General features: G+C 59.1%; 16 protein-coding genes. 1 reads left to right on the forward strand and 15 read right to left on the reverse strand.

Features of this window, described 5'->3' with window-relative positions:
* Positions 1 to 88: 88 nt before the first annotated feature.
* On the reverse strand, positions 89 to 2,533 hold the full coding sequence (locus tag AAFH49_RS03605) for an efflux RND transporter permease subunit (protein ID WP_342296064.1): 2,445 nt from the start codon (positions 2,531 to 2,533) through the stop codon (positions 89 to 91).
* Positions 2,534 to 2,784: 251 nt separating this feature from the next.
* The gene (locus AAFH49_RS03610; protein WP_342296065.1) at positions 2,785 to 4,287 is read right to left on the reverse strand and encodes a glycine--tRNA ligase; all 1,503 of its coding nucleotides are present in this window, start codon (positions 4,285 to 4,287) and stop codon (positions 2,785 to 2,787) included.
* A 174-nt stretch (positions 4,288 to 4,461) separates the two neighbouring features.
* On the opposite strand from AAFH49_RS03610, the gene AAFH49_RS03615 reads away from it, so the two are divergent.
* Entirely contained in the window at positions 4,462 to 5,862 is a 1,401-nt protein-coding gene (locus AAFH49_RS03615; RefSeq protein ID WP_342296066.1) for an inorganic phosphate transporter, read from the forward strand.
* Between the two features lie 189 nt (positions 5,863 to 6,051).
* Here AAFH49_RS03615 and AAFH49_RS03620 read toward each other — a convergent pair whose 3' ends face one another.
* From AAFH49_RS03620 to AAFH49_RS03680, 13 genes are all read right to left on the reverse strand, one after another.
* Positions 6,052 to 6,537 carry a hypothetical protein gene (locus AAFH49_RS03620; RefSeq protein ID WP_342296067.1) on the reverse strand — a complete coding sequence of 162 codons (486 nt, stop codon included), beginning with the start codon at positions 6,535 to 6,537 and terminating at the stop codon, positions 6,052 to 6,054.
* 215 nt (positions 6,538 to 6,752) lie between these two features.
* Positions 6,753 to 7,247: a DUF4385 domain-containing protein gene (locus AAFH49_RS03625; protein WP_342296069.1), complete on the reverse strand. Its 495-nt coding sequence runs from the start codon at positions 7,245 to 7,247 to the stop codon at positions 6,753 to 6,755.
* 893 nt (positions 7,248 to 8,140) lie between these two features.
* The gene (locus AAFH49_RS03630) at positions 8,141 to 9,772 is read right to left on the reverse strand and encodes an Ig-like domain-containing protein (RefSeq protein ID WP_342296071.1); all 1,632 of its coding nucleotides are present in this window, start codon (positions 9,770 to 9,772) and stop codon (positions 8,141 to 8,143) included.
* On the reverse strand, positions 9,756 to 10,022 hold the full coding sequence (locus AAFH49_RS03635) for a hypothetical protein (RefSeq protein ID WP_342296073.1): 267 nt from the start codon (positions 10,020 to 10,022) through the stop codon (positions 9,756 to 9,758). Before AAFH49_RS03635 ends, AAFH49_RS03630 begins: the two co-directional genes overlap by 17 nt.
* A complete protein-coding gene (locus AAFH49_RS03640; RefSeq protein ID WP_342296075.1) occupies positions 10,022 to 10,930 on the reverse strand; it encodes a class I SAM-dependent methyltransferase in 909 nt (302 codons plus the stop codon). The genes AAFH49_RS03635 and AAFH49_RS03640 overlap by 1 nt, the downstream gene beginning before the upstream one ends.
* 150 nt (positions 10,931 to 11,080) lie before the next feature.
* Positions 11,081 to 12,949 carry a tRNA uridine-5-carboxymethylaminomethyl(34) synthesis enzyme MnmG gene (gene mnmG / locus AAFH49_RS03645; protein ID WP_342296077.1) on the reverse strand — a complete coding sequence of 623 codons (1,869 nt, stop codon included), beginning with the start codon at positions 12,947 to 12,949 and terminating at the stop codon, positions 11,081 to 11,083.
* Positions 12,950 to 13,150: 201 nt separating this feature from the next.
* Positions 13,151 to 13,888, reverse strand: a complete 738-nt coding sequence (locus AAFH49_RS03650) for a GNAT family N-acetyltransferase (RefSeq protein ID WP_342296079.1) — start codon at positions 13,886 to 13,888, stop codon at positions 13,151 to 13,153.
* Positions 13,889 to 14,032: 144 nt separating this feature from the next.
* Complete coding sequence (ybeY, locus tag AAFH49_RS03655) at positions 14,033 to 14,530, reverse strand: rRNA maturation RNase YbeY (protein WP_342296081.1); 498 nt, start codon at positions 14,528 to 14,530, stop codon at positions 14,033 to 14,035.
* Between the two features lie 16 nt (positions 14,531 to 14,546).
* Positions 14,547 to 14,993, reverse strand: a complete 447-nt coding sequence (locus AAFH49_RS03660; RefSeq protein ID WP_342296083.1) for an ATP-binding protein — start codon at positions 14,991 to 14,993, stop codon at positions 14,547 to 14,549.
* A 163-nt stretch (positions 14,994 to 15,156) separates the two neighbouring features.
* On the reverse strand, positions 15,157 to 18,693 hold the full coding sequence (locus tag AAFH49_RS03665) for a DUF4175 family protein (RefSeq protein WP_342296084.1): 3,537 nt from the start codon (positions 18,691 to 18,693) through the stop codon (positions 15,157 to 15,159).
* A gap of 118 nt (positions 18,694 to 18,811) precedes the next feature.
* A complete protein-coding gene (locus tag AAFH49_RS03670) occupies positions 18,812 to 19,582 on the reverse strand; it encodes an exodeoxyribonuclease III (RefSeq protein ID WP_342296086.1) in 771 nt (256 codons plus the stop codon).
* Entirely contained in the window at positions 19,579 to 19,971 is a 393-nt protein-coding gene (locus AAFH49_RS03675; RefSeq protein ID WP_342296088.1) for a hypothetical protein, read from the reverse strand. Before AAFH49_RS03675 ends, AAFH49_RS03670 begins: the two co-directional genes overlap by 4 nt.
* The gene (locus AAFH49_RS03680; protein ID WP_342296090.1) at positions 19,968 to 20,375 is read right to left on the reverse strand and encodes a carboxymuconolactone decarboxylase family protein; all 408 of its coding nucleotides are present in this window, start codon (positions 20,373 to 20,375) and stop codon (positions 19,968 to 19,970) included. Before AAFH49_RS03680 ends, AAFH49_RS03675 begins: the two co-directional genes overlap by 4 nt.
* Between the last annotated feature and the right edge of the window lie 105 nt (positions 20,376 to 20,480).

Here is a 20,480-nt window from a genome sequence, read left to right on the forward strand (position 1 = left end):
TGGTCGTTCTTTTTGGGTCGTTCTGATGGGGTCGTTCAACGCGAGTCGTTCAACGACGAGACGCAAAATATTGCGTCTCTACATCGTTCTAAATCGAATAATCGCCTTCGTAATCGGAGGCTTTGTGCATTTCTTTCAGGTTCAGGTCGGCGTCATCGTCCTCCTCATGGTACGACTCATCGTAGTGCCGGATGAGGGCGTTGGTGTCCGTGTCGCCCTTGCCGTGCTCAAATGTCACGAGCAAGGAAGGCAACAGTATCAGGTTGGAGAAGTTGGTTATCAACAGCGACGCCGACATTAGCATTCCCAGCGCCTTGGTGCCGCCAAATTCGCTGAAGGCGAAGATGCTGAAACCCACGAACAACACGATGCTCGTGTAAATCATGCTGGTGCCCGCTTCGCTCAGCGTCACGGATACGGCTTCGCGCACCCGGCCGCCGTTCAGGGCCATTTCCTGTCGGAATTTGGCCAGCAAATGGATGGAGTTGTCCCCATCAATCCCCAGCGCAATCACGAAAATCAGGGCCGTGCTGGGCTTGAGCGCGATGTTGAAATAGCCCATAATACCTGCCGTGAGAATAAGCGTGACGGCGTTGGGGATGAGGGCAAATAATACCGTTTTGAACGAGCGGAACAGGATGAGTACCACCAAACCCACCAGCCCGAAGGCCATAAACAGGCTGTCGCGCAGGGTGTGAATGACGTACTCGTTGCCCTTCGTGAAAATGATTGTCGTGCCCGTGGGGCGGATGTCCATGCCCGTCCCTTTGAAGATGCGATTCATCTCCGGGATGATTTTCGTGTTCATCAGCGTGTCCAGGTTCTGGGAGCCGATGTCAGCGATTTTCAGACTAATACGGGCCTTCTGACTAGTGCTGTCGATGAATGAGCGCAGCAGCTTGCTGTTCATACCCGCCCCGCCGGCCGAGCCGCCGGAGTTAGCCAGCGCACTCAGAATGAAGTTCTTTTCCGAGTTATCGGGCAGGCGGTAGAACGACGGGTTGCCGTTGTAAAATGCCTGGGTGCTGGCCTTGAGGAAGGTCACCAGGCTGACGGGTGGCGACAACTCCGGCTGGGTGCGCAGATACTTCTCGAACTGGTCGATTTTCTCCAGGTTTTTCAGCTTGAATAGGCCTTTTTTCTTGTGGGTATCAACTTCAAATTCCAGCGGCATCACGCCGTTGAAGTGACTCTCGAAGAAAGCCAAATCGGAGTTTACCGAGCTTTTCTTGGGCAGGTCATCCACCATGTAGGACACGGCTTCGATGCGCGAGATACCGATGGCGGCGCCCGCCACCAGAACCAGCGCGGCGATGTACACGGTGGGCCGGCGGTCGAGCACGAGGTGGTCGAAGAACTCCAGCAGCTTGGTGAGGGGCGCGGCATCAAGATGCTCCAGCTGCTTGGCGGTGGGGGGCGGCAGGTAGGTGAAGGCGGCCGGAATCAGGATGAAGCTGATGATGAAGGCCGCGAAAATGTTGATGGTGGCGACGAGGCCGAACTGGTAAAGAATGGCAATGTCGGTGAAGGCAAACACGATGAAGCCCACGGCGGTAGTCGTGTTGTTCATCAGCGTGACGAGGCCGATTTTGCGGATGACCCGCGTCATGGCCAACATCTGGTTGCCCGATTTTCGGTAGTCGTAGTGGTAGCGCGAGAGCAGGTAGGTGCAGTTCGGGATACCGATAACGATGATGATGCTCGGAATCAGACCCGTCAAAAGGTTGATTTTGAAGCCCAGCAGCACAATGGAGCCAATGCACCAGATAACGGTGACGCCCACCACCACGAGTGGAAACAGCACCGCCGACCAAGTTCTAAAGAAAACCAGCAGCGTAATCCCGGTCACAATCATGGCCAGAATGGTGAAGAACTTCATCTCCCCGGCCACTTTGCTCGTCATCGTGGAGCGGACGTAGGGCAGGCCGGCGTAGTGCAGCTTGATGCCCGTTTTCTTCTCAAACTGCGCCGAGAAGCCCAGAATGTTGTTCATCACCGCCTGACGCTTTGATGAATTCAGGTATTTCGGGTCCATCGTGAGGGCCAGCAGCGTGGCCCCGGTGTTCGGGCTGATGAGCTGGCCCTTGTAGAACTCCACGCTGTTCACGACGCGCATCAGGCTGTCGAGTTCCTTCTGTGAGCGCGGCGGCGTTTTGAAAATGGGAGCGGCTTTGAAGCTGTTATTAGCCGTGTCCTTGCTGATGTTCAAGAGTTTGCTCACGCTCAGCACGCCGTTCACGCCTTCTACTTTGGCCAGCGTATCGGTGAGCAGGCGGAACTCGTTGAAGTTATCCAGCTTGTAGACTGAGCTGTCCTGTAAGCCTATCACCAGCACGTTGCCATCTTCGCCGAAGGTCCGTTTGAACTGCTTGAAATAGAGCATGTCCGGGTCCTTCTCGCTCACCACCTGGGCAAAGTCGTAGGTCATTTCCACGTCCTTGGCTTTCCAGGCCATGAAGACGGTGATGACGGCTAATATCGCAATCAGCGAAATGCGGAATCGGATGATGAATAAGGCGAGGTGTTGCCACATAAATTCCTTGTAAAGAGGCAAAGTTACGTAAGCACGGCGCTGGGCAACCGCACGAGACCCCTACGGGGCTGGCCTCTCTCCCACTGAGAAGGGAGCCTGACGGATGTAGGAGCGGGGCTTGCCCCCGCCCGCCGTTCGCACCGTCTCAACGATTCCTTGCAACGACGGGCGGGGGCAAGCCCCGCCCCTACACGCAAAAAGCCCCGTTTCAGGCAATGAAACGGGGCTTTTTGCTTTTAAAACAACTATTCCTACAGCTGCTCGAAGATGCGGCGGAAACTCACCGCCTCGCCGATGTACTGGCGCAGCTCCGAAATCGGCATGCGGGTCTGCTCGCGGGAGTCGCGGTGGCGCACGGTCACGGTTTCGTCTTCCAGCGTCTGGCCATCAACCACGATGCAGAAGGGCGTGCCGATGAGGTCCTGGCGGGTGTAGCGCTTGCCGATGGCGTCGCGCTCTTCGAGCACGAGGCGGAAATCGAACTTCAGCGCGTCGAAGATTTCCTGGGCCTTCTCCGGCATGCCGTCTTTGCGGACGAGCGGGAAGATGGCCGCTTTCACCGGGGCCACGGCGGGGTGCAGCTTCAGCACGGTGCGGGTTTTGGTGGTTTGGGCGTCGCCCTCCCCTTCCGTGATGGTTTCTTCCTGGTAGGCGTTGCAGAGCGTGGCCAGGAAGAGGCGGTCGGCACCCACCGAGGTTTCGACTACGAAGGGCACGTAGTTGCCGTAGGCCTTGCCGGTGGCGGGGTCTATGTCGGCATCGAAATACTGCTGCTTTTTGCGGCTCAGGTTCTGGTGCTGGGTCAGGTCGAAGTCGCCACGCGAGTGGATGCCTTCCATTTCCTTAAAGCCGAAGGGGAATTCGTACTCGATGTCCACTGCCGCCTTGGCGTAGTGGGCCAGCTTATCGTGGTCGTGGAAGCGCAGCTTTTCGGCGGGCAGGCCCAGCGCCTCGTGGAACTTGCGGCGCGAGGCTTTCCAGGTGTCGTACCACTCGCCTTCGGTGCCGGGGCGCACGAAGAATTGCATCTCCATCTGCTCAAACTCGCGCATTCGGAAAATGAACTGCCGGGCCACAATCTCATTCCGGAAGGCTTTGCCGATTTGGGCAATGCCGAAGGGAATCTTCATGCGGGCCGATTTTTGAACGTTCAGGAAGTTCACGAAAATGCCCTGGGCCGTTTCGGGGCGCAGGTACACGGGCGGCGCGTCCGAATCCACGGCCGAGCCTTGGGTCGAGAACATCAGGTTGAACTGGCGCACTTCGGTCCAGTTTCCGGTTTTGGAAACGGGGCAGAGAATTTTCTCGTCGATGATGAGCTGGCGCACGCCGGCCAGGTCGTTGGCCGTGAGCAGGCGGCCCATTTCGGCGGTCAGGGCGGCACCACGGTCGGGGTTGCCGGCGTTTTCGTACTCGGCGGCTTTTTCTTCGAGCAGCACATCGGCGCGGTAACGCTTTTTGCTGTCGAGGTTGTCGATGAGCGGGTCGTTGAAGCCGGCGATGTGGCCGCTGGCTTCCCAGGTGCGCGGGTCCATGAAAATAGCCGCGTCGATGCCCACTACGTTGCCGTTCAGCTGGGTCATGGCTTCCCACCACAGGCGCTTGAGGTTGTTTTTCAGCTCCACGCCGTTGGGGCCGTAGTCGTACACGGCGGCCAGGCCGTCGTAGATTTCCGATGACTGAAATACGAAGCCGTATTCCTTGGCGTGGGCCACAATATCCTTAAGCTGGGTGGTTTCGATTGCTGGGTTCATATCTGCAAAAGTAGGCCGATGCGGCTGAAGCTGAAACTTGTGCGTAGAAGGCCCAAAATCCCTTTCCCCGTAGCCTGGCCAACCGGAGGTCACAATTCGGTAACATAGCGTCTGTAAGCTACCTCCCTACCTTTGACCCATGATTCAACCTAAATACCCACCAACCCCCTCTTTATGTTTGGTTTAGAACCTCACGTGCTTCTGCTCCTCGGCGTGTGCCTGCTGGCCGCCTGCGCGTTCGAGTTCGTGAATGGCTTCCACGACACGGCCAACGCCGTGGCCACCGTTATTTACACCAATGCCCTCCGGCCGTGGGTGGCCGTCATCTGGTCGGCTTTCTGGAACTTCATCGGCGTGTTTGCCGGCGGCATCGGCGTGGCCATGGGCATCGTCTACCTGCTGCCCGTCGAAAGCCTCGTCGATTCCAACGTGTACCACGGCATTGCCATGGTGGGCGCGCTCATTCTGGCCGCCATTATCTGGAACGTGGGCACCTGGTACTACGGCATTCCAGCCTCCAGTTCGCACGCGCTTATCGGCTCCATTCTGGGCGTCGGCATTGCGTATTCGCTGCTGCCCGAGTCGCGCGGCACAGCCGTGAACTGGTCCAAAGCAGGTGAAACGGGCATTGCCCTGCTGGCAGGGCCGCTGCTGGGCTTCGCGCTCACCATTGGCATGATGTTCCTGTTCAAGCGCTTTGCGCCCAGCAAGGCCATTTTCAAGGAGCCGCACAAGCGCAAGCCCCCACCCCTCTGGATTCGCCTGCTGCTTATCACCACCTGTACGCTGGTAAGCTTCTTCCACGGTTCCAACGACGGCCAGAAGGGGGTGGGCCTTGTTATGCTGATTCTGATTGGCATTGTGCCCTTCCGCTTCGCCCTCGATGAAAGCAAAAACCCGCTCGACCTGCGCGAGTCGCTCGGCAAAGTGGAGTACGTCATCAGCCGCGTAAACCGCGCCGACCTCAGCCCCAACGACCAGAAAAGCCTGCTTGAAATCCAGGAGAAAACGGCCGACCTCGACCGCATTTTTGCCGGCAAAACCGAAGTAAAAGAATTGCCTCAGCAGACGCGTTTCGAGATTCGCCGCGACGTGCTGCTGCTCGCTAACCGAGCCAAAAAGCTGCTGGCCTCGCCCAACGTCAGCCTAAGCACCCAAGACCGCAACATCTACGACGCGGCCGCCAAGGAAATGAAAACCTTCACCGACTACGCCCCGTGGTGGGTGCTGCTCATGGTGAGCCTGTCGCTGGCCGTGGGCACCATGATTGGCTGGCAGCGCATCGTGAAAACCATCGGCGAGCGCATCGGCAAGGAGCACCTGAGCTACGCCCAAGGTGCCTCGTCGGAGCTGGTGGCGGCGGCCATGATTGGCGTCAGCACGCAGTTCGGTTTGCCGGCTTCTACCACGCACGTCCTCACCTCGTCCATCGCGGGCAGCATGGTGGCCAGCCGTGGCGTTAAGAACATCAACCCCGGCATGGTGCGCAATATTGCCCTGGCCTGGGTGCTAACCTTGCCAGTAACCATGGTGCTGTCGGGCGTGCTGTTCCTGCTGTTCCGGGCCCTGCTGTAGCCGCTAAGCCCAACAAGTCAAAACACAAAAAAGGCTGCTCCTTAATCGGGAGCAGCCTTTTTTAATGCCTGAACGAATAATCGGGACTCTTTCTCGATAAACAGCCGAAAGTGCGTGTTAAACCAGCTGATATCACCGACTTATCCACTTATCCACAGCCAAAAAGCGTCGAAATGTGGATAAGCAAGATTATTTGGGCCACTGCACTTCCATGTCGTCGTTGATGAACACGCCGAAATTGACGAACTGCAGCTCACCCTCTTCGAAGTATAAGTCAATCATCGACTTCTCGTAGGACAGGCGAATGGCACCTTCTTCCATGGTTTCCAGCTCGGGCGTAGCCTGACCGTGGCGCTCCATGAGGGCCTTCACCTGGTCCACGCTCAGGCCGTAAATGGCCTCGCCGTAGAGGCGCATGTTGGGGTTGTCAGTTTCGATGCAGCTCAGGCGGAAGTCGTCTTCGCGGTCGAAGTAGAGCGAGAGCAGGTAGTCTTCCTCGTGGTAGTTCCAGGCCTGGTGCTCGAAGTCGTCGTCATCGTCCGACTCTTCAATTTCCTCGGGCTCGCCCACGAGGGTGCGCACTTCGTCCATGGTGGCGCCGAAGCGCAGCGGGCCCATGCCGGTGCCCAGAATGATTTCGTTTTCCTCGATGCTGGAGGGTTGGGGGGTGCTCATGCGGGTTGGGGTGAAGGGTAGTAAGCAAAGGTAGGGTTGAGGCTTGGTTGTTGGTGCGTGGTGCCTGGTTGCCGCCTGTCATCCCTCATCTGGCGTCCGCGCAGCGAAGGACCTTATCACGTCGAAACGATTGGCCGTAAACCCAAACGAAACAGCCGTGATAAGGTCCTTCGCAATCTCAAGATGACAGGCGGTTTTATCCACACACTTATCCCCTACTTCCCGTATTTCTCAATAAATGCTTCCTTCTGCCGCAGGTATTCTGGGTTGGCTTTGGCCTCGTCCCACTTGCGCTTGAAAATGGCGGCGGCTTCCACCTTATCCACATCGGGATGGGGATTGCGGGGCAATTCGGCGCGGCCGTGGGCTCCGCTTTGGCCTTTTTTATCGGCGGGCACGGGGCCGGCGTATTTCTTGCCGCCGGCGTGGTTGGCGTAGCGCCGGGCGCGGGTAAAACCCATCTGGATGAATTTGCGGGCCATGTCGGCTCCCACAAAGTCGTGGGCCTTCAAATAAGCCTCAAACAGGCCGTAAATCGTCTCGGATGACTCCCGGGCCGCCGCCGCGTCTTTGAAGCGCCAGTGGGGCAGGATTTCGGCCTTGTAGGGCTGCACCAGCAGCACGCCCTGCTCGCCCCGGCCCACGCGGTAGAGTTCGGGGTGCTGGCGGAAATCGACGGAATGGAAATCGAGGGTGTAATCGAACGGCATGGGGAAACCTGAATCAAAGGTTTGGTAGGTCTTTGGGCAATGTGCATAACCCATACGGATTCGCGCAAAAACCGGGATGGCGCTTTTTGAAATTCAAAACGCCCGGGCCTTTCCATTTTTTTGAGCAGCGCTTTTGGCTAAACGGAACAGGAAATCCGAAAAGCTTTTCCCACTCGGGTTTTCCCCACTTTTAATTTTTGATTAAATTTTTTTCTTAAAAACCTTTTTTATTTCCACTCATTAGGTCGGTTGATAAGTGGAAAAGCCGACGAGGTTATCCACGCTGGGGATAACGTGGGGGTAATACCGGTTTTATCCACGGGCTATACACCGGCATTGTGGAAAACAAGAGGCTGTTTTACAGTGCGTTGAATCGATTTTCAACATGTCCACCACGTTTCCACATTTTTATTATCCCCTGAAAAATGACGGTGTGGGAAGGCGTTTTCCCCGGGGAAAGTTATCCACGGTTATCCCCGCCCGATTTGCCCTGTGCGGACAGCCTACTGGCCAAAAAAACTTCTACCCCACTTATCCCCGAGAGGCCGGGGTGTTTCCCCCAGGTTATCCCCGAATTTATCCTCAACCGATAACCGATGTGGAAAACCCCGTGGAAAAGCGGTGGATTAGGGGCGAAAAAGCGGCTCAGTAACTGGAAAAGAAGGAAAGTTATCCACTAATGTGGACAGCTTAATGGGTTTTAGCTGATTTTGCTATCGGAACCAAGCCTGCCGAAGAGACTTGGCTAAGCCAGGAAAAGGGTGAAAACCGGAGGGCAGCGGCACCGCCCGCGAGCGAAATGCCAATCTAAATAGCAACGCCGAAATGCCGTAAGGAACTGCCTGCTGCAAAATCAGACAGATTGGCACCCCGACAAGAAAAGGGCATTGCGGTTAAAATTTCAGCGGCTCCACAATATCGAAGCCGGCGCGGACTTGCTGGGGCTTGGGGTCGAGGTACACGGGTTCGGGCACGAGCAGCAGGTTGGAGTCGCCGCCGCGCCAGCGGCCGTCGCCGTCTGTGTCGATGAGCACGCGCAGGCGGTAGGTGCCGGGAGCCATATCCGAGAACAAATAAGTGCCCTTGGGCGAAACCAGGCTGGCCACCACCTGAAACTTCTCATCGAGCAATTGCAGCTCAAAGCTCTTCTCCTTGGTGGTGATAGTGCCCGAAAGACTGGTCGACACGTCCTGCTCACTGATGCCGAGGCGCAGGGGCTTCAGGCGCAAGTCTTGGGCGGTAATGGCCGTGATGGCGGTGCTGTCGAGCAGGATTTCAAGCCGTTTTTTGGCTTTAGAATTGAAGCGTACGGCCAGCTCGGTGCGGTCGGCGCTGAGCACGCCGTCGGCGGGCAGGCGCAGCGGGCGGCGCTTCACCGAATCCTCCACCAGCGTGCCAAACGGCCGGTCTTTGGCAATGCGCACGGGCACCGAAAACTGGAATTTCACCTGGCCTTCGGGGTACACGTTGCGCGTGCCACCCTCCACGGTATAGAGCGACGGCGCGGGTGCTTTTTTGGCCGCAGCTGGCACTGGGAACTTGACTTGCAGAGTATCATGGCCCACGTTGCCGGTGCTGTCGGTAGCGGTGAGGACGTAGCGGCCATCACCCACTTCCGGGGTTTTGAAAAGCACCACCGAGCGGCCCCGGTCGGCTAATTGAACGGCCTCGGCTACGGCGGCTGGGGCGGCTTTGCTGTCCAGCGCGACCAGGGTGGCAGTGCGCACGCCTTCGCTCAGGCTGAGGCGCAGCTGCGTGGGGCTGGGGGTGCGCGAGGTAATCAGCGGCGGGCGCTTATCGGGCTGGGTGAGCACGAGGGCGATGTCTTTGCTGGTATTGCCCTCGATGGTGATGGGCGTGGGCAGGTAGGCAATTTTCTCGCCTTCATCGTAGTGGCCGTTGTTGTTCTTGTCGGCCACGGCGTAGATTTTGTAGGTGCCGGCTTTGAGGAAATTCAGGCTGAATTTCCCGGCTTTGTCGGTGAGCACAGTGTAGTACGGGCGGCCTTTGCGCACGCCCAGCGTGTCGCCTTCGCGGTAGAGGCCGATGCTGGAACCCTCCACGGTCTTGCCCGTGAGCACATCGGTGAGGGTGCCGCGCACCTTGCCCGAGTCGAGCACGGCCCCGGTGCTGAAGGTGAGGTAGGCGTTTTTGGCCGGCAGGGCCTCGGTGATGTCCACCACAGCCTCGCGGAAATTGAAGCTATAGGTGGTGTTGGCATCAAGCGGCTTATCGAAAAGCAGCGTGATGGAGTTGCGGTCTTCGCGCAGCTTGTAGGGGTTGTCTTCGGGCAGCTGGGGCGTGATGAGCAGGTTTTTGCTCAACTCCTTAGTCACCACAGGCTCCGAGAAATTGAGCCGCACGAACTGCTGCTTCACGTTGCGGGCCGCGCTGTCGGGCGAGCTGCTGATGCGGCGCGGGGGGGTGCGGTCGCGGGGGCCGCCCAGGGGCGGGGCCACGGCGGCGCAGCTTTCAAGCAAGGCAACCAGCGCCAGCAAAGCCAGCAATTCAGCGCGAACGGACATTATACAACAGCAGCGTGGTGAGCGTAAGAACAACAATGGCCGCCCCGATGCGCAGCCCCGTGCGGCGCGTCACCTCGGAAGTCGGCTCGGTGGTGCTAACGACCACAACGCGCCGGGCGGTATCGGCCACAAAGGTCGGCGGTGGCTTTTTGATGGAATCGGGCAGCGGCACGGGCACGGTTTGGGCACGGGCGGCGGTGGCCAGTAGGCCCGCCGCAAGCATCAGCCGCCACTGTACCGCCGGCCGCATCAGGTGCTGGCTAGGGTGCGCCGCCCGGCCACGTACAGCAGGCTCGAATACTGCCCCTCGTGCTCCTCCGCGTAAGCATTCGACTTGTAGCCGGCCTTGAGCACGGTGAGCAGGCCGCCGGCGCGCTCAGCCTTGTGCTTCTCGCTGAGCATACTCACGTAGTAGGCATCGAGCGGCATGGGCAGCGTCTGGCGGATGGTCAGCTTATGCTTTTTGAGCAGCTGGGCCATGGTTTTGGGCGCGAAATGGTAGAGGTGGCGCGGCACGTCGTAGGCCGCCCACAGCTCGCGGTAGTGCTGGGCATCGAGGCTTTCCACGTTGGGCACGGCGATGAGGATGACGCCGTCCGGTTTCAGCAGGGCCACCAGCTGGGCCAGCGTCTCGTTCAAGGTATGCACGTGCTCCAGTACGTGCCACAGCGTAACCGCATCAAACGTGCCGGGCTGAAACTGGGCCAGGCTCTCCTGACCTATCGTTTGGCCGAGGCGCCGGCTGGCTTCGTCGCGGGCGCGGGCGTTGGGCTCCAGGCCGGCCACCTGCCAGCCGGCCGACTTGGCGGCGGCCAGAAAATGACCCGTGCCGCAGCCGTAATCCAGCAATTTTCCGCGGCGCGGGGCGAGTTTGTTCAGCAGGCTTACTTTGCGGCGCATGGTGAAAAACCGCGCCATTTTGTAGGCCTGGTTCACGAAGCCCTGAGCCGCGCTATTGTGCGACACGTAAGCGTCGGACTCGTAATACTTGCCGATTTCAACCTCATTCGGCCGCGGGTTGGTGAACTGGAAGCTGCACGCCGCGCACTGTACAATGGCGAAGCTTTCGTGGCTCACCGTGCGGTCTTCCACCACCAGCTTGTTGCGGAATTCGGTTTTGCCGCAAACCGGGCAATTATCAATTCGTTCGTAGGACACGGATACTTCTAAAGGCAAAAACCGGCCGGCACAGGTGCGGCGCGGCTCATTTTATAGCTGTGCAAAGCTCGCAAGATTTTAGGTAGCGCGGACTTTGTAGTCCGCGAGGGGAATTAGACCACTCGCGGACCACAAAGTCCGCGCTACATCTTACCGCCCAAGGTACACCATCAGCACCGACACGTCGGCGGGCGAGATGCCGCTGATGCGCGAAGCCTGACCAATGGTTTCGGGCTGAATCTTGAGGAGCTTTTCCCGCGCCTCGTGGCTGAGGGCGGGCATGGCGCGGTAGTCGAGCCGGCCCTGAATTACAAAGTTTTCCAGCTCCTGCATGCGCTCGGCCTGCTGCTGCTCCTTCAGCAAATACGTTTCGTACTTGATGTTGATGATGGCCTGCTCCAGCGCCTCGGCGTCGAAAGAAGCCAGCGCTTCATCCAGCGCGGGCAGGGCGCGACGTAGGTCAGCCAACTCCACGTTAGGGCGGCGCAACAAGTTTACGGCGCGGGTTTTTTCGTGGATTTCGGCCGAGCCCAGCTCCACCAGCAGCGGGTTTATTTCGGCCGGCTCGATGGCGAATTTCAGGAATATCGTGCTGATTTCGGTGGTCTGGGCTTCCTTCATCCGCACGCGTTCCAAACGTTCATCCGAAGCCAAGCCCAACTCGTGGCCCAGCGGGGTGAGGCGCAGGTCGGCATTGTCCTGACGTAGCAGAATGCGGTGCTCAGCGCGGCTCGTGAACATGCGGTAGGGCTCATCTGTGCCTTTGTTCACCAGGTCATCAATGAGCACGCCGATGTAGGCCTCGCTCCTTTTGAGAACGAAGGGTGCTTTGCCGTGCACCTTGTTGTGCGCGTTAATGCCGGCCATCAGGCCCTGACAAGCGGCTTCCTCATAGCCCGTGGTGCCGTTGATTTGGCCCGCGAAATACAGCCCCGCAATCAGCTTGGTTTCGAGCGTCAGCGCCAACTGCGTAGGCGGGAAAAAGTCGTACTCAATGGCGTAGCCGGGGCGGAACATCTTCGCGTTCTCGAAGCCCGCGATTTCGCGCAGGGCGCGGTATTGCACATCCTCCGGCAACGAGCTGCTGAAGCCGTTCACGTAGCATTCCACGGTGCTCCAGCCTTCGGGTTCCACAAAAATCTGGTGGCGGTCCTTATCGGCGAAGCGGTTGATTTTGTCCTCTACGCTGGGGCAATAGCGCGGCCCCAGGCCCTTAATGCGGCCCTGGAACATGGGCGACTTCTCGAAACCCTCGCGCAGGATGTCATGCACCCGCTCGTTGGTGTAGGTGATGTAGCAGGGGCGCTGCTGCGTGAGGCGCGGCGTGTCGAGGTAGGAGAATTTGCAGGGCACCTCGTCGCCGCCCTGCGCTTCCATTTTGGAGTAGTCGAGACTGCGGCCGTCCACGCGGGGCGGAGTGCCGGTTTTCATGCGCCCGGCTTCAAAGCCCAGCTCCACCAGCTGCTCGGTGATGCCGCGGCTGCCCTTCTCGGCCGCCCGGCCACCGCCAAAATTCTTCTCGCCAATGTGAATGAGGCCGTTCAGGAAAGTGCCGTTGGTGAGCACCACCGACTTGCTGCGAAACTCGATGCCGAGGGCAGTTTTCACGCCCACTGCGGTGTCGTTTTCTACCACGATGCCGGTCACGGCTTCCTGCCAGAAATCCACGTTGGCGATGCCTTCCAGGGTCAGGCGCCAGGCTTCGGCGAAGCGCATGCGGTCGCTTTGCGCGCGCGGGCTCCACATGGCGGGGCCTTTCGAGCGGTTCAGCATCCGAAACTGAATCATGGTCTGGTCGGTAATGATGCCCGACTGGCCACCCAGCGCGTCGATTTCGCGCACAATCTGGCCCTTGGCCACGCCGCCCATGGCGGGGTTGCACGACATCTGGGCGATGGTGTTCATGTTCATCGTCACCAGCAGCACTTTCGAGCCGAGGTTGGCGGCGGCGGCGGCGGCTTCGCAGCCGGCGTGGCCCGCGCCCACTACAATGACATCGTAATCTTCTTGCTGAAACATAAGCGCAGAGGTTCGCGGAGGGAGCTGAGTTCCGCAGAGTTTATAAAGTTCAGGACGGTCGAATCAGTTCAAAGCCGCACACTGCGCAACTCTGCTATCTCCGCGAAACGCTGCGCGAGAATAGATTTTCCGTCTTTAACAGCTACAAAATTACGCAATTCGGCCCCGGCCGCCAGTTTCACGTGAAACGGCTTGCCGCTTTCAGGATTTGGGACTAAAGTTGCCCTGTAAATCTTCCGGCAACCACTCAGCAAAAAGCTCGGCGGAATTGGCCTGCACGGCCTCCCAGGCAAAAGGCAGCCACTGACCGTTGATGCTGTCGAAAACCTCCGTGGCGGTGGCGCAGGCAAAGAGCTTGTAGTCGAACTTCGGATAATTATTCACCAGGTAGCCGGGGTAATAGTAGTCGAGGCGCTGGCGACGGGCATAGTCGGTTTTCAGCAGCAACAGATACTTGCCGAGGCTGTGGCGGTGGTAGGTGGGGTCGTAGAAATTGAGGATGCCGGCCAGGGTGCGCTCGCCGTAGTCGAGGATGCCGGCGGCGATGAGGCGGCCTTCGTCACGGAGTTCGATAATCTGGGTGTTGAAGACGTTGTGCGTGGATTCGCCCAGCAGCACGGCCGCAATAGTCGGCGCGGCATCGAAGGTGATGGCGGCGCGGTAGCGGGCGTACAACTCCTCGTACTCGTCGGTGAGGCGGAAGGACCGGATGGTGGCTTTGAAACGGGCATTGCGGCGCAACAGGCGGCGCTGCTCGGGGCCCCACTCCACGCGGGCCAAGTCGATGCGCAGCCAGTGAGCGGTGTAGAGGCGGCCATCGAAGGGCACGAACTGGCAGGTGAACAGGTCCTGCTGCATCCGGTAGTAGCCCTGGGCGAGGTAAAAATCCAGGGCATCGCCCCGAATGATGGGGAAATCGGCAGAAGAAGAGGCGGCCATAAACGGAAGCAGCAGCGGATAAAAAGAACGTCATGCTGAGCGAAGTCGAAGCATCTCTACCGCAATACTAAAATTGATTAGTTGCACAGTGGAGATGCTTCGACTTCGCTCAGCATGACGTTCCTTAATTCAGAATCAAGCAGCCTAGAATTCGCGCATTGCCAGGCAATAGTCTTCCTTGGCGCGCATGGCCGTCTGGCTCAGCAGGTCCTTATCGTGGTAGCCGAGCAGGTGCAGCACGCCGTGAATCATGACGCGGTGCAGCTCGTCGCGGAACGGGATGCCGAGGTCCTTGGCATTGTCGCGCACGCGCTCTACACTGATGAAGATGTCGCCTTCGAGGATGTCGGCGTCGTCGGAATTATCAAACGTGATGACGTCCGTCAGCGTGTCGTGGTCGAGGTACTCGACGTTGAGGCGGTGCAAGTAGTCATCGGAGCAGAAGATGTACGTGAGCTGCACGATGCGGTGCTCGTGCACCTTGGCCACGCGCTCAATCCAGCCCAACAGCTCTTCGGCGTCGGAAAGCTCAAAATCGGGCGCGTCTTCCACCATGAACTCGATGCCGGGGGCCTCGTGGTGCAGCTCGCCGGGAGGGAAATTTTCGTTGTGGGGCGGGCCCAGCGGCGGGGTGCTGTTCATGCGGAATCAGGCAGCTTTAGGCAGCGAGGTGGTCGGCGGTGGTGGCTTCGTCAGCGGGCGCGGGGGCTAGCTGGAAGGTGAGCAGCAGGCAACGGCCTTCTTTGCTGAACTCCACTTCATCGGCCAGGTGGCGGATGAGGAAGATGCCGCGACCACCCGGGTTTTCCAGGTTTTCGGGGGCCGTGGGGTCGTCGAGGTTGTCGTAATTGAAGCCCGTGCCTTCGTCCTCAATCTCAAACTTAAGCTGCTGGGGCTCCACGTAGAGCGACAGGTAGACGTTCTTGTCTTTGTCGAACTTGTTGCCGTGGCGGATCGCATTGTTCACCGCTTCGGTCACGGCCACCATGATGTTGCCGTAGATATCGTCCTCAATCTGAAAGGTATCCTTGGAATTGTCGATGAAGCTCTCAACGACGCGGATATTCTCAACGAGCGACGGAATCTGAATTTTTACCTGCTTCATAAGGCGGTTTGATGGGAAGGACGGCAGCGAGTTTGGGGCGGCAAAAATAGTCTTTTAACGGCAAAGCGCCGCAACTATTTCTGCTATCCTCAAATGCTTGGTTCTAACAGTACACTAATTGGTTAACGAAACAGCGGCCCGCTTGGATGGGAAGCCGTTCGGATTATTTGATTTTCTGAAAGTACTCGCCCACCTCGCGCTGGTAGTACGGGGTCAGGTTCGGGGGTGTACTACGTAATAACTCGGTCTGGCGTTCCTTGCTAACCTTGTATTTGTCGAACGCCGGCGGGAATACCGGGGGTTTATACTGAGCCGCTTGGGCCTCGCGCTTGGTGTCCTGGTCTCGCTCACGGGCCGATTTTTCTACTTCCAATAGGCGAGTGAGGATTTGCTGCTGGCGCATCATTGTCTCCTCGGTGAGGCGCTTGTTCACGAGGTCGGTTTCGGTTTGTTCCATCATTTTTTTGATGTCGCCGGTGCCGCCCGCGCCCTGTTCGCCTTTGCTATCCTTGCCGTTCTGGCCGCCTTCTTTGCCGTCTTTTCCCTCCTTGCTCTGCCCTTGTCCGGGCTGGCCGCCACCCTGGCCCTGCGAGCCGCCGGGCTTGCCGCCTTGCTGTAGCTTGTCGAGCTGCTGCATGGCTTGGCGCAGCATCTGCTGCTGGCCGGCCAGCTTGGCCAGCTCCTGCGACATTTCGCGGCCCGATTTGCCCGACTTCGACAGCTGCTGAATCTGCTCGTTGAGCTGCTGCTGCATTTTGCCCATGTTGCCGGGGCCTGGCTTGCTGCCCTGGCCCTGCCCTTTGCCCTTGCCTTTTTTCTTGCCGGGCTTGCCCTGGCCGTCCTTGGGCTGGCCTTTGCCGGACTGTGCCTCCTGCTGCATCTGGTCGAGGGAGCTTTGCAGCATTAGGGCCAGGTTGTTCATGCTGGTCATGGCCTGCTGCTCGGTGGCGGTGGCGCGGCCCAAGTCGCGCTGCTGAATGTGGGTGAGCGACTCGTCCATGCGGCCGTTCATCTCGCCCACCTCACGGGTCACGAAGCTCTGAATCTTAGGCTCTTTCTTTGCCAGAGCATACAGCGAATCCTGAATGATTTTAGCGTCGTCGCGCAGCTTGCGCTGCGTCTGGCCCAGTTGCACGAAGCGCGGGTCGGACTGGTCCACTTTACGGAAGTCCTTCATCAGCTGCTCCTGGTCAAAGCTCAACGTCAGAAGGTTGTCCAGGATGTCGCGCAGGTCATCGATGTTCTGCTGGGCCTGGTCGCTCTCCTCCTCGCTCATCTGGTCGCGCATTTTCTGCGCCATTTTCTTCATGCGGGAAGCAGCACTTTTCTGCTGGCCAGCGGCTTTTTTGTTCTGGTTTTTGCTTAGGCTCTGCTGGCTTTCCTGCATGTCCTGGTCGGTCTGCTCCTGGTCGGGCTTCTGCTCGTCCATGCCGTTCTGGTCGCCCAGTTCCTTGTCCATCTGCTTCAGGTCCTGGAGCTCTTTTTTCAGGTCTTCGAACTCCTTTTGGTTCTGGGCCTGCTCTTTTTTGAGCTCCTCCTGTTTGGCTTTCTGGTCCTGATTCGACGCCTTGTTATCGGGGTTTTCCTTGTCGTTCTGTGCGGTTTTTTCGGCCAGCTTATCTTCCTGCTTGGCCAGCTCGTCAAGCTTGTTGGCAGTTTCCTCGGCCTTCTGCTCCAGCTGCATTTGCTTGAACATTTCGAGGGCGCGGTCGAGCTCCTTTTGCAGGGTGTCCTCCTTATTTTCGAGCTGCTGCAGTAGCTTTTGCATCTCGGCGTCGGGCATCTTCTGCTCTTCCAGCAGCTTGCGCAGCTTCTCGTAGAGCTTCTTGGTTTCGGGGTCGAGCAGGTCGGCCATCAGCTTTTTCAACTCCTCGGCCTTTTTGGCCAGCTCCTCACTTTTGGGGCTGAGCTGGTCCTGCTTCTGCTGCAGCTGCTCAAACATCTTCTGCATCTGCTCCATCTGCTGGTTCAGCTGGTTTTTCTCGTCCAGCATGTTTTCCAGCTGCTTGCGGTCCTGAAAGCTCAGGTCGCGCTTGGTTTTGAGCTTGTCCTGGGTTTTGGCCAACTCGCGCTCCAGCTTCTCACTTTGCTTGGCAGCCTGGCTCATCTGGCTGGCCACGGATTGCGCCTGGGCCTGCATCTCCTGCCGCAGCTCGCGGCGGCTGGGCAGGCGGAACTCGGCCGGCCGGGTGCGGGTGGCCTTGGGGCCGTGCACACCGTCGTTGTCCCAAGCCTCCACAAAGTATTCGAGGCGGTCGCCAGGCTGCATGTTCAACGCGCCCAGGTTCCAAGTGTACGCGTAGGTACCGGCGCTTTCGCGGGGCAAGCCCAGCGGCGTGGCACCCTGGCGGCTGGGTGCGGCATTTGGCCCCTGCCCTGCCCGCCGCAACGCGTAGTGCAACTCCAGCCGGGTCAGGCCATAGTCGTCGCGCACGGTGCCGCCCAGCGCCAGGAAGCGCCGCGTCACCGTATCCGAAAACGCCTCAAGTGTGAGCGAAGGCGGCAAATCGGGTACCGCCGTGAGCTGATAGGAAATCGGGTCGCGGTTGAGGCTGGCCGGGTTTTTCAGGCGCAGTAGGTAAGGCTGCGAGCGCATGATGCGCCGCTCAGCGGTGAAGGTGCCATCGTCGCCGGTCGCGGCCAGCGTCTCGTCAGGGTTCTGGAACACCAGCGCCAGCTCATCGGTAGCGGCCGTGGCAAACTCCCAGCGTACGGTGCTGCCTTCGGGCACGGTCAGGTTGCCGCCGTTCTCGATGGTTTCGGCCGGCTTGCCAGTATAGGGCGGGTAGGTGATATTGACTTTGAAATCGCGCAGATTGGGCCGCTCCAGCACCGTGAGCTGGTATTCTGGCGAAGCAAACCCCGCTCCTTTCAACTGAAACGTCACGTCGCCCTGCGGCTGCTCAAACGTGTAGCGGAACTGGTCGCCGTGCCCGGCTATCTTGCTCAGCCGTCGCTCGCCGCCGTCCATTGCAATACTCACCTCGGCCGGCAAAGCCGCACCCGCTACGTCTACATTGAGCGTGAAATCTTCACCCCGGAATGCCGTCAGCTTGGGGTTCTTAATCAAAAACTGAAACGGCGCGGGCGGCGAATACGCCCGCTTGTAGTGCCAGATGCGCTCGGTGCCCTGCACCAGAAAGCTGGGGTAAAACGCCAGCAGCGCCAGCAGCACGGCCGCCGGAATGGCTGCGTACTTCCACAGCGGCTTGCTCTGCTGCTGAATATTAATGCCCTCGGCAAACGAGTACTGGCCGAATTGCGCGGCGCGCTGCTCCAGGCTGGCCGCAATCAGGGCGTTGTCGCGGGCCTGGCCTTGCAACTGCAGCGCGTTCAGCAGGCGGTCCTGCACTTCCGGAAATATCTCCCCTACCCGACGAGCGGCCTGCTCATCGCTCAGCAGCCGGCGCAGGTTGGTGAGGGCCGCCAGCGGCGTCCAAATCCAGCGCACAAAGCTGTAAATCGTGAGGCCGATGAAGCCAAACAGCAGCCCGGCCCGCACCACGGTGGGCAGGTAGAGGAAGTATTCGAGCCCGTTGAACACCACGAAAAACGTGAGCAGCAGGCCGCCGGCCACCAAACCACCACGCACCAGCAGGTTCAGGTAAAACTTGCGCTTGAAAGCCTCCAGCTCCGTTCGTACCCGCGCCAGGGCGGGGTACTCGGCCGCCGCAGCGCCGCGCTCCATCAGCATCGCCATAAATCAGGTCTTAGTCGGGAAAGATACATCAGGAGCAGGCTGCTTGGTTCAGTGCTATAGCGTGGACTGTGCGAGTCCGCGTGTTGACCGAACGACACGCGGACTCGCGCAGTCCGCGCTACAGTACTTCCACCCAAGCCGGGCAGTGGTCCGAATGCACCACGTCGGGCAACAGACCCGCGCCGGTCAGGCGCGGTTGCAAGGCCGCATCCGCCAGCCAGTGGTCGAGGCGCCAGCCTACGTTGCGGCTGCGCGAGCCGGCACGGTAGCTCCACCACGAGTAGTGCCCCGTGGCCTCGCCGTGGTGGTGGCGGAAGGTATCCACCAGCCCATCACTCAGGAAATCGGAGAACCACTGCCGCTCCTCCGGCGTGTAGCCGGGGCTGTTCTGGTTGGCTTTCGGGTTATGCAGGTCAATAGCCGTCTGGCAGCAGTTGAAATCGCCGCCGATGAGCAGCGGTGGGGTTTTCCCGTCGGCCCGCAGCTTGGCCACGTAGTCTCGGAAAAAGTGCAGCCACTCAATCTTGAACGCCTGCCGCTCCGGCCCACTCGTGCCCGATGGCATGTAGGTGTTCAGTACCGATACATTCTCGAAATCGAGCCGTAGCACGCGGCCTTCGTCGTCGTAGCAGCTCTGCCCGCAGCCGTGCACCACGGCTTTCGGCTTCACTTTCGAGAAGATGGCTACGCCGCTGTAGCCCGGCTTCTGGGCCGGGTGCAGATAGGCGTGGTAGCCCAGCTTTTCGAATCCGGAAATATCCATCGGCTCACGACTGGCTTTGATTTCCTGGAGGCACAGCACGTCGGGCGCAGCCTCGGCCACCCAGTCCAGCAGGCCCTTGCTCAGGGCCGAGCGCAGGCCATTCACGTTGTAAGAAACAATTTTCATAGTTCGTCTCCCGGGTCCAGCGAGAAATATTCCAGCACGTGCCATTTCAGCATCCGCTCCTGCTCCTTCAGGTTGGCGAAGGGCACGGGGCGCAACAGCCTGTAGTGCGGCCAGCCGTCGGCGTCCACGTGCGTCTTTTCGTAGTGGCCGCTGAGGCTGAAGAGGCGGCAGGTGGCAATGTGCATCAGGTCCTGTTTTTCCTCCTTGGTGAAGGTGGTGAGGCCTTGGTTCAACTCCTGAATGCCGATGAGCAGCAGCAGCGCATTCAGGTCGGGGCGCTTACCGAAACGCTCCTCCATTTCCACCATCAGGGTTTCCCAGCGGGCGTCGAAGTCGGCTTCGGCCTCGGGGTGCTCGGCCGGGGCGGCGTGGTTCAGGTCCTCGCTCATGCGTGGGGCTGGCCGTCGTGTTCGGCTTTGTGGGCGGCCAGGGCCGCGCCATCGTGGGCACCGGCTTCCGATTTCAGGATTTCCCAGTACTCCACCGCGCGGCGGAAATGCGGTATCACGATGCTGCCGCCGATGATGTTGGCAATGGCAAACACCTCATAAATCTCCTCGTCGGTCAGCTTCTCATCAAAGCATTTGCCCACGTGGTACTTGATGCAATCATCGCAGCGCAGTACCATAGAGCAGGCCAGGCCCAGCATTTCCTTGGTTTTCACGTCGAGCGCGCCGGCCGCGTACGTGTTGGTGTCGAGGTTGAAAAACCGCTTGATGACCTTGTTATCGGCTGCCATGATGGTGGCATTCATCCGCTGGCGGTACTCGTTGAATTCGGTTACTTGGGACATTTTTAGGGAATATTCTGAGAAAGAAGGAACATCATGCTGAGCGCAGCCGAAGCATCTCTACCGCAGTCAGTAATCAATGCAACAACAACGAAGCGGTAGAGATGC

It is taken from the genome of Hymenobacter segetis, from assembly GCF_038448715.1.
In the GTDB taxonomy this organism is placed as follows: domain Bacteria; phylum Bacteroidota; class Bacteroidia; order Cytophagales; family Hymenobacteraceae; genus Hymenobacter; species Hymenobacter segetis.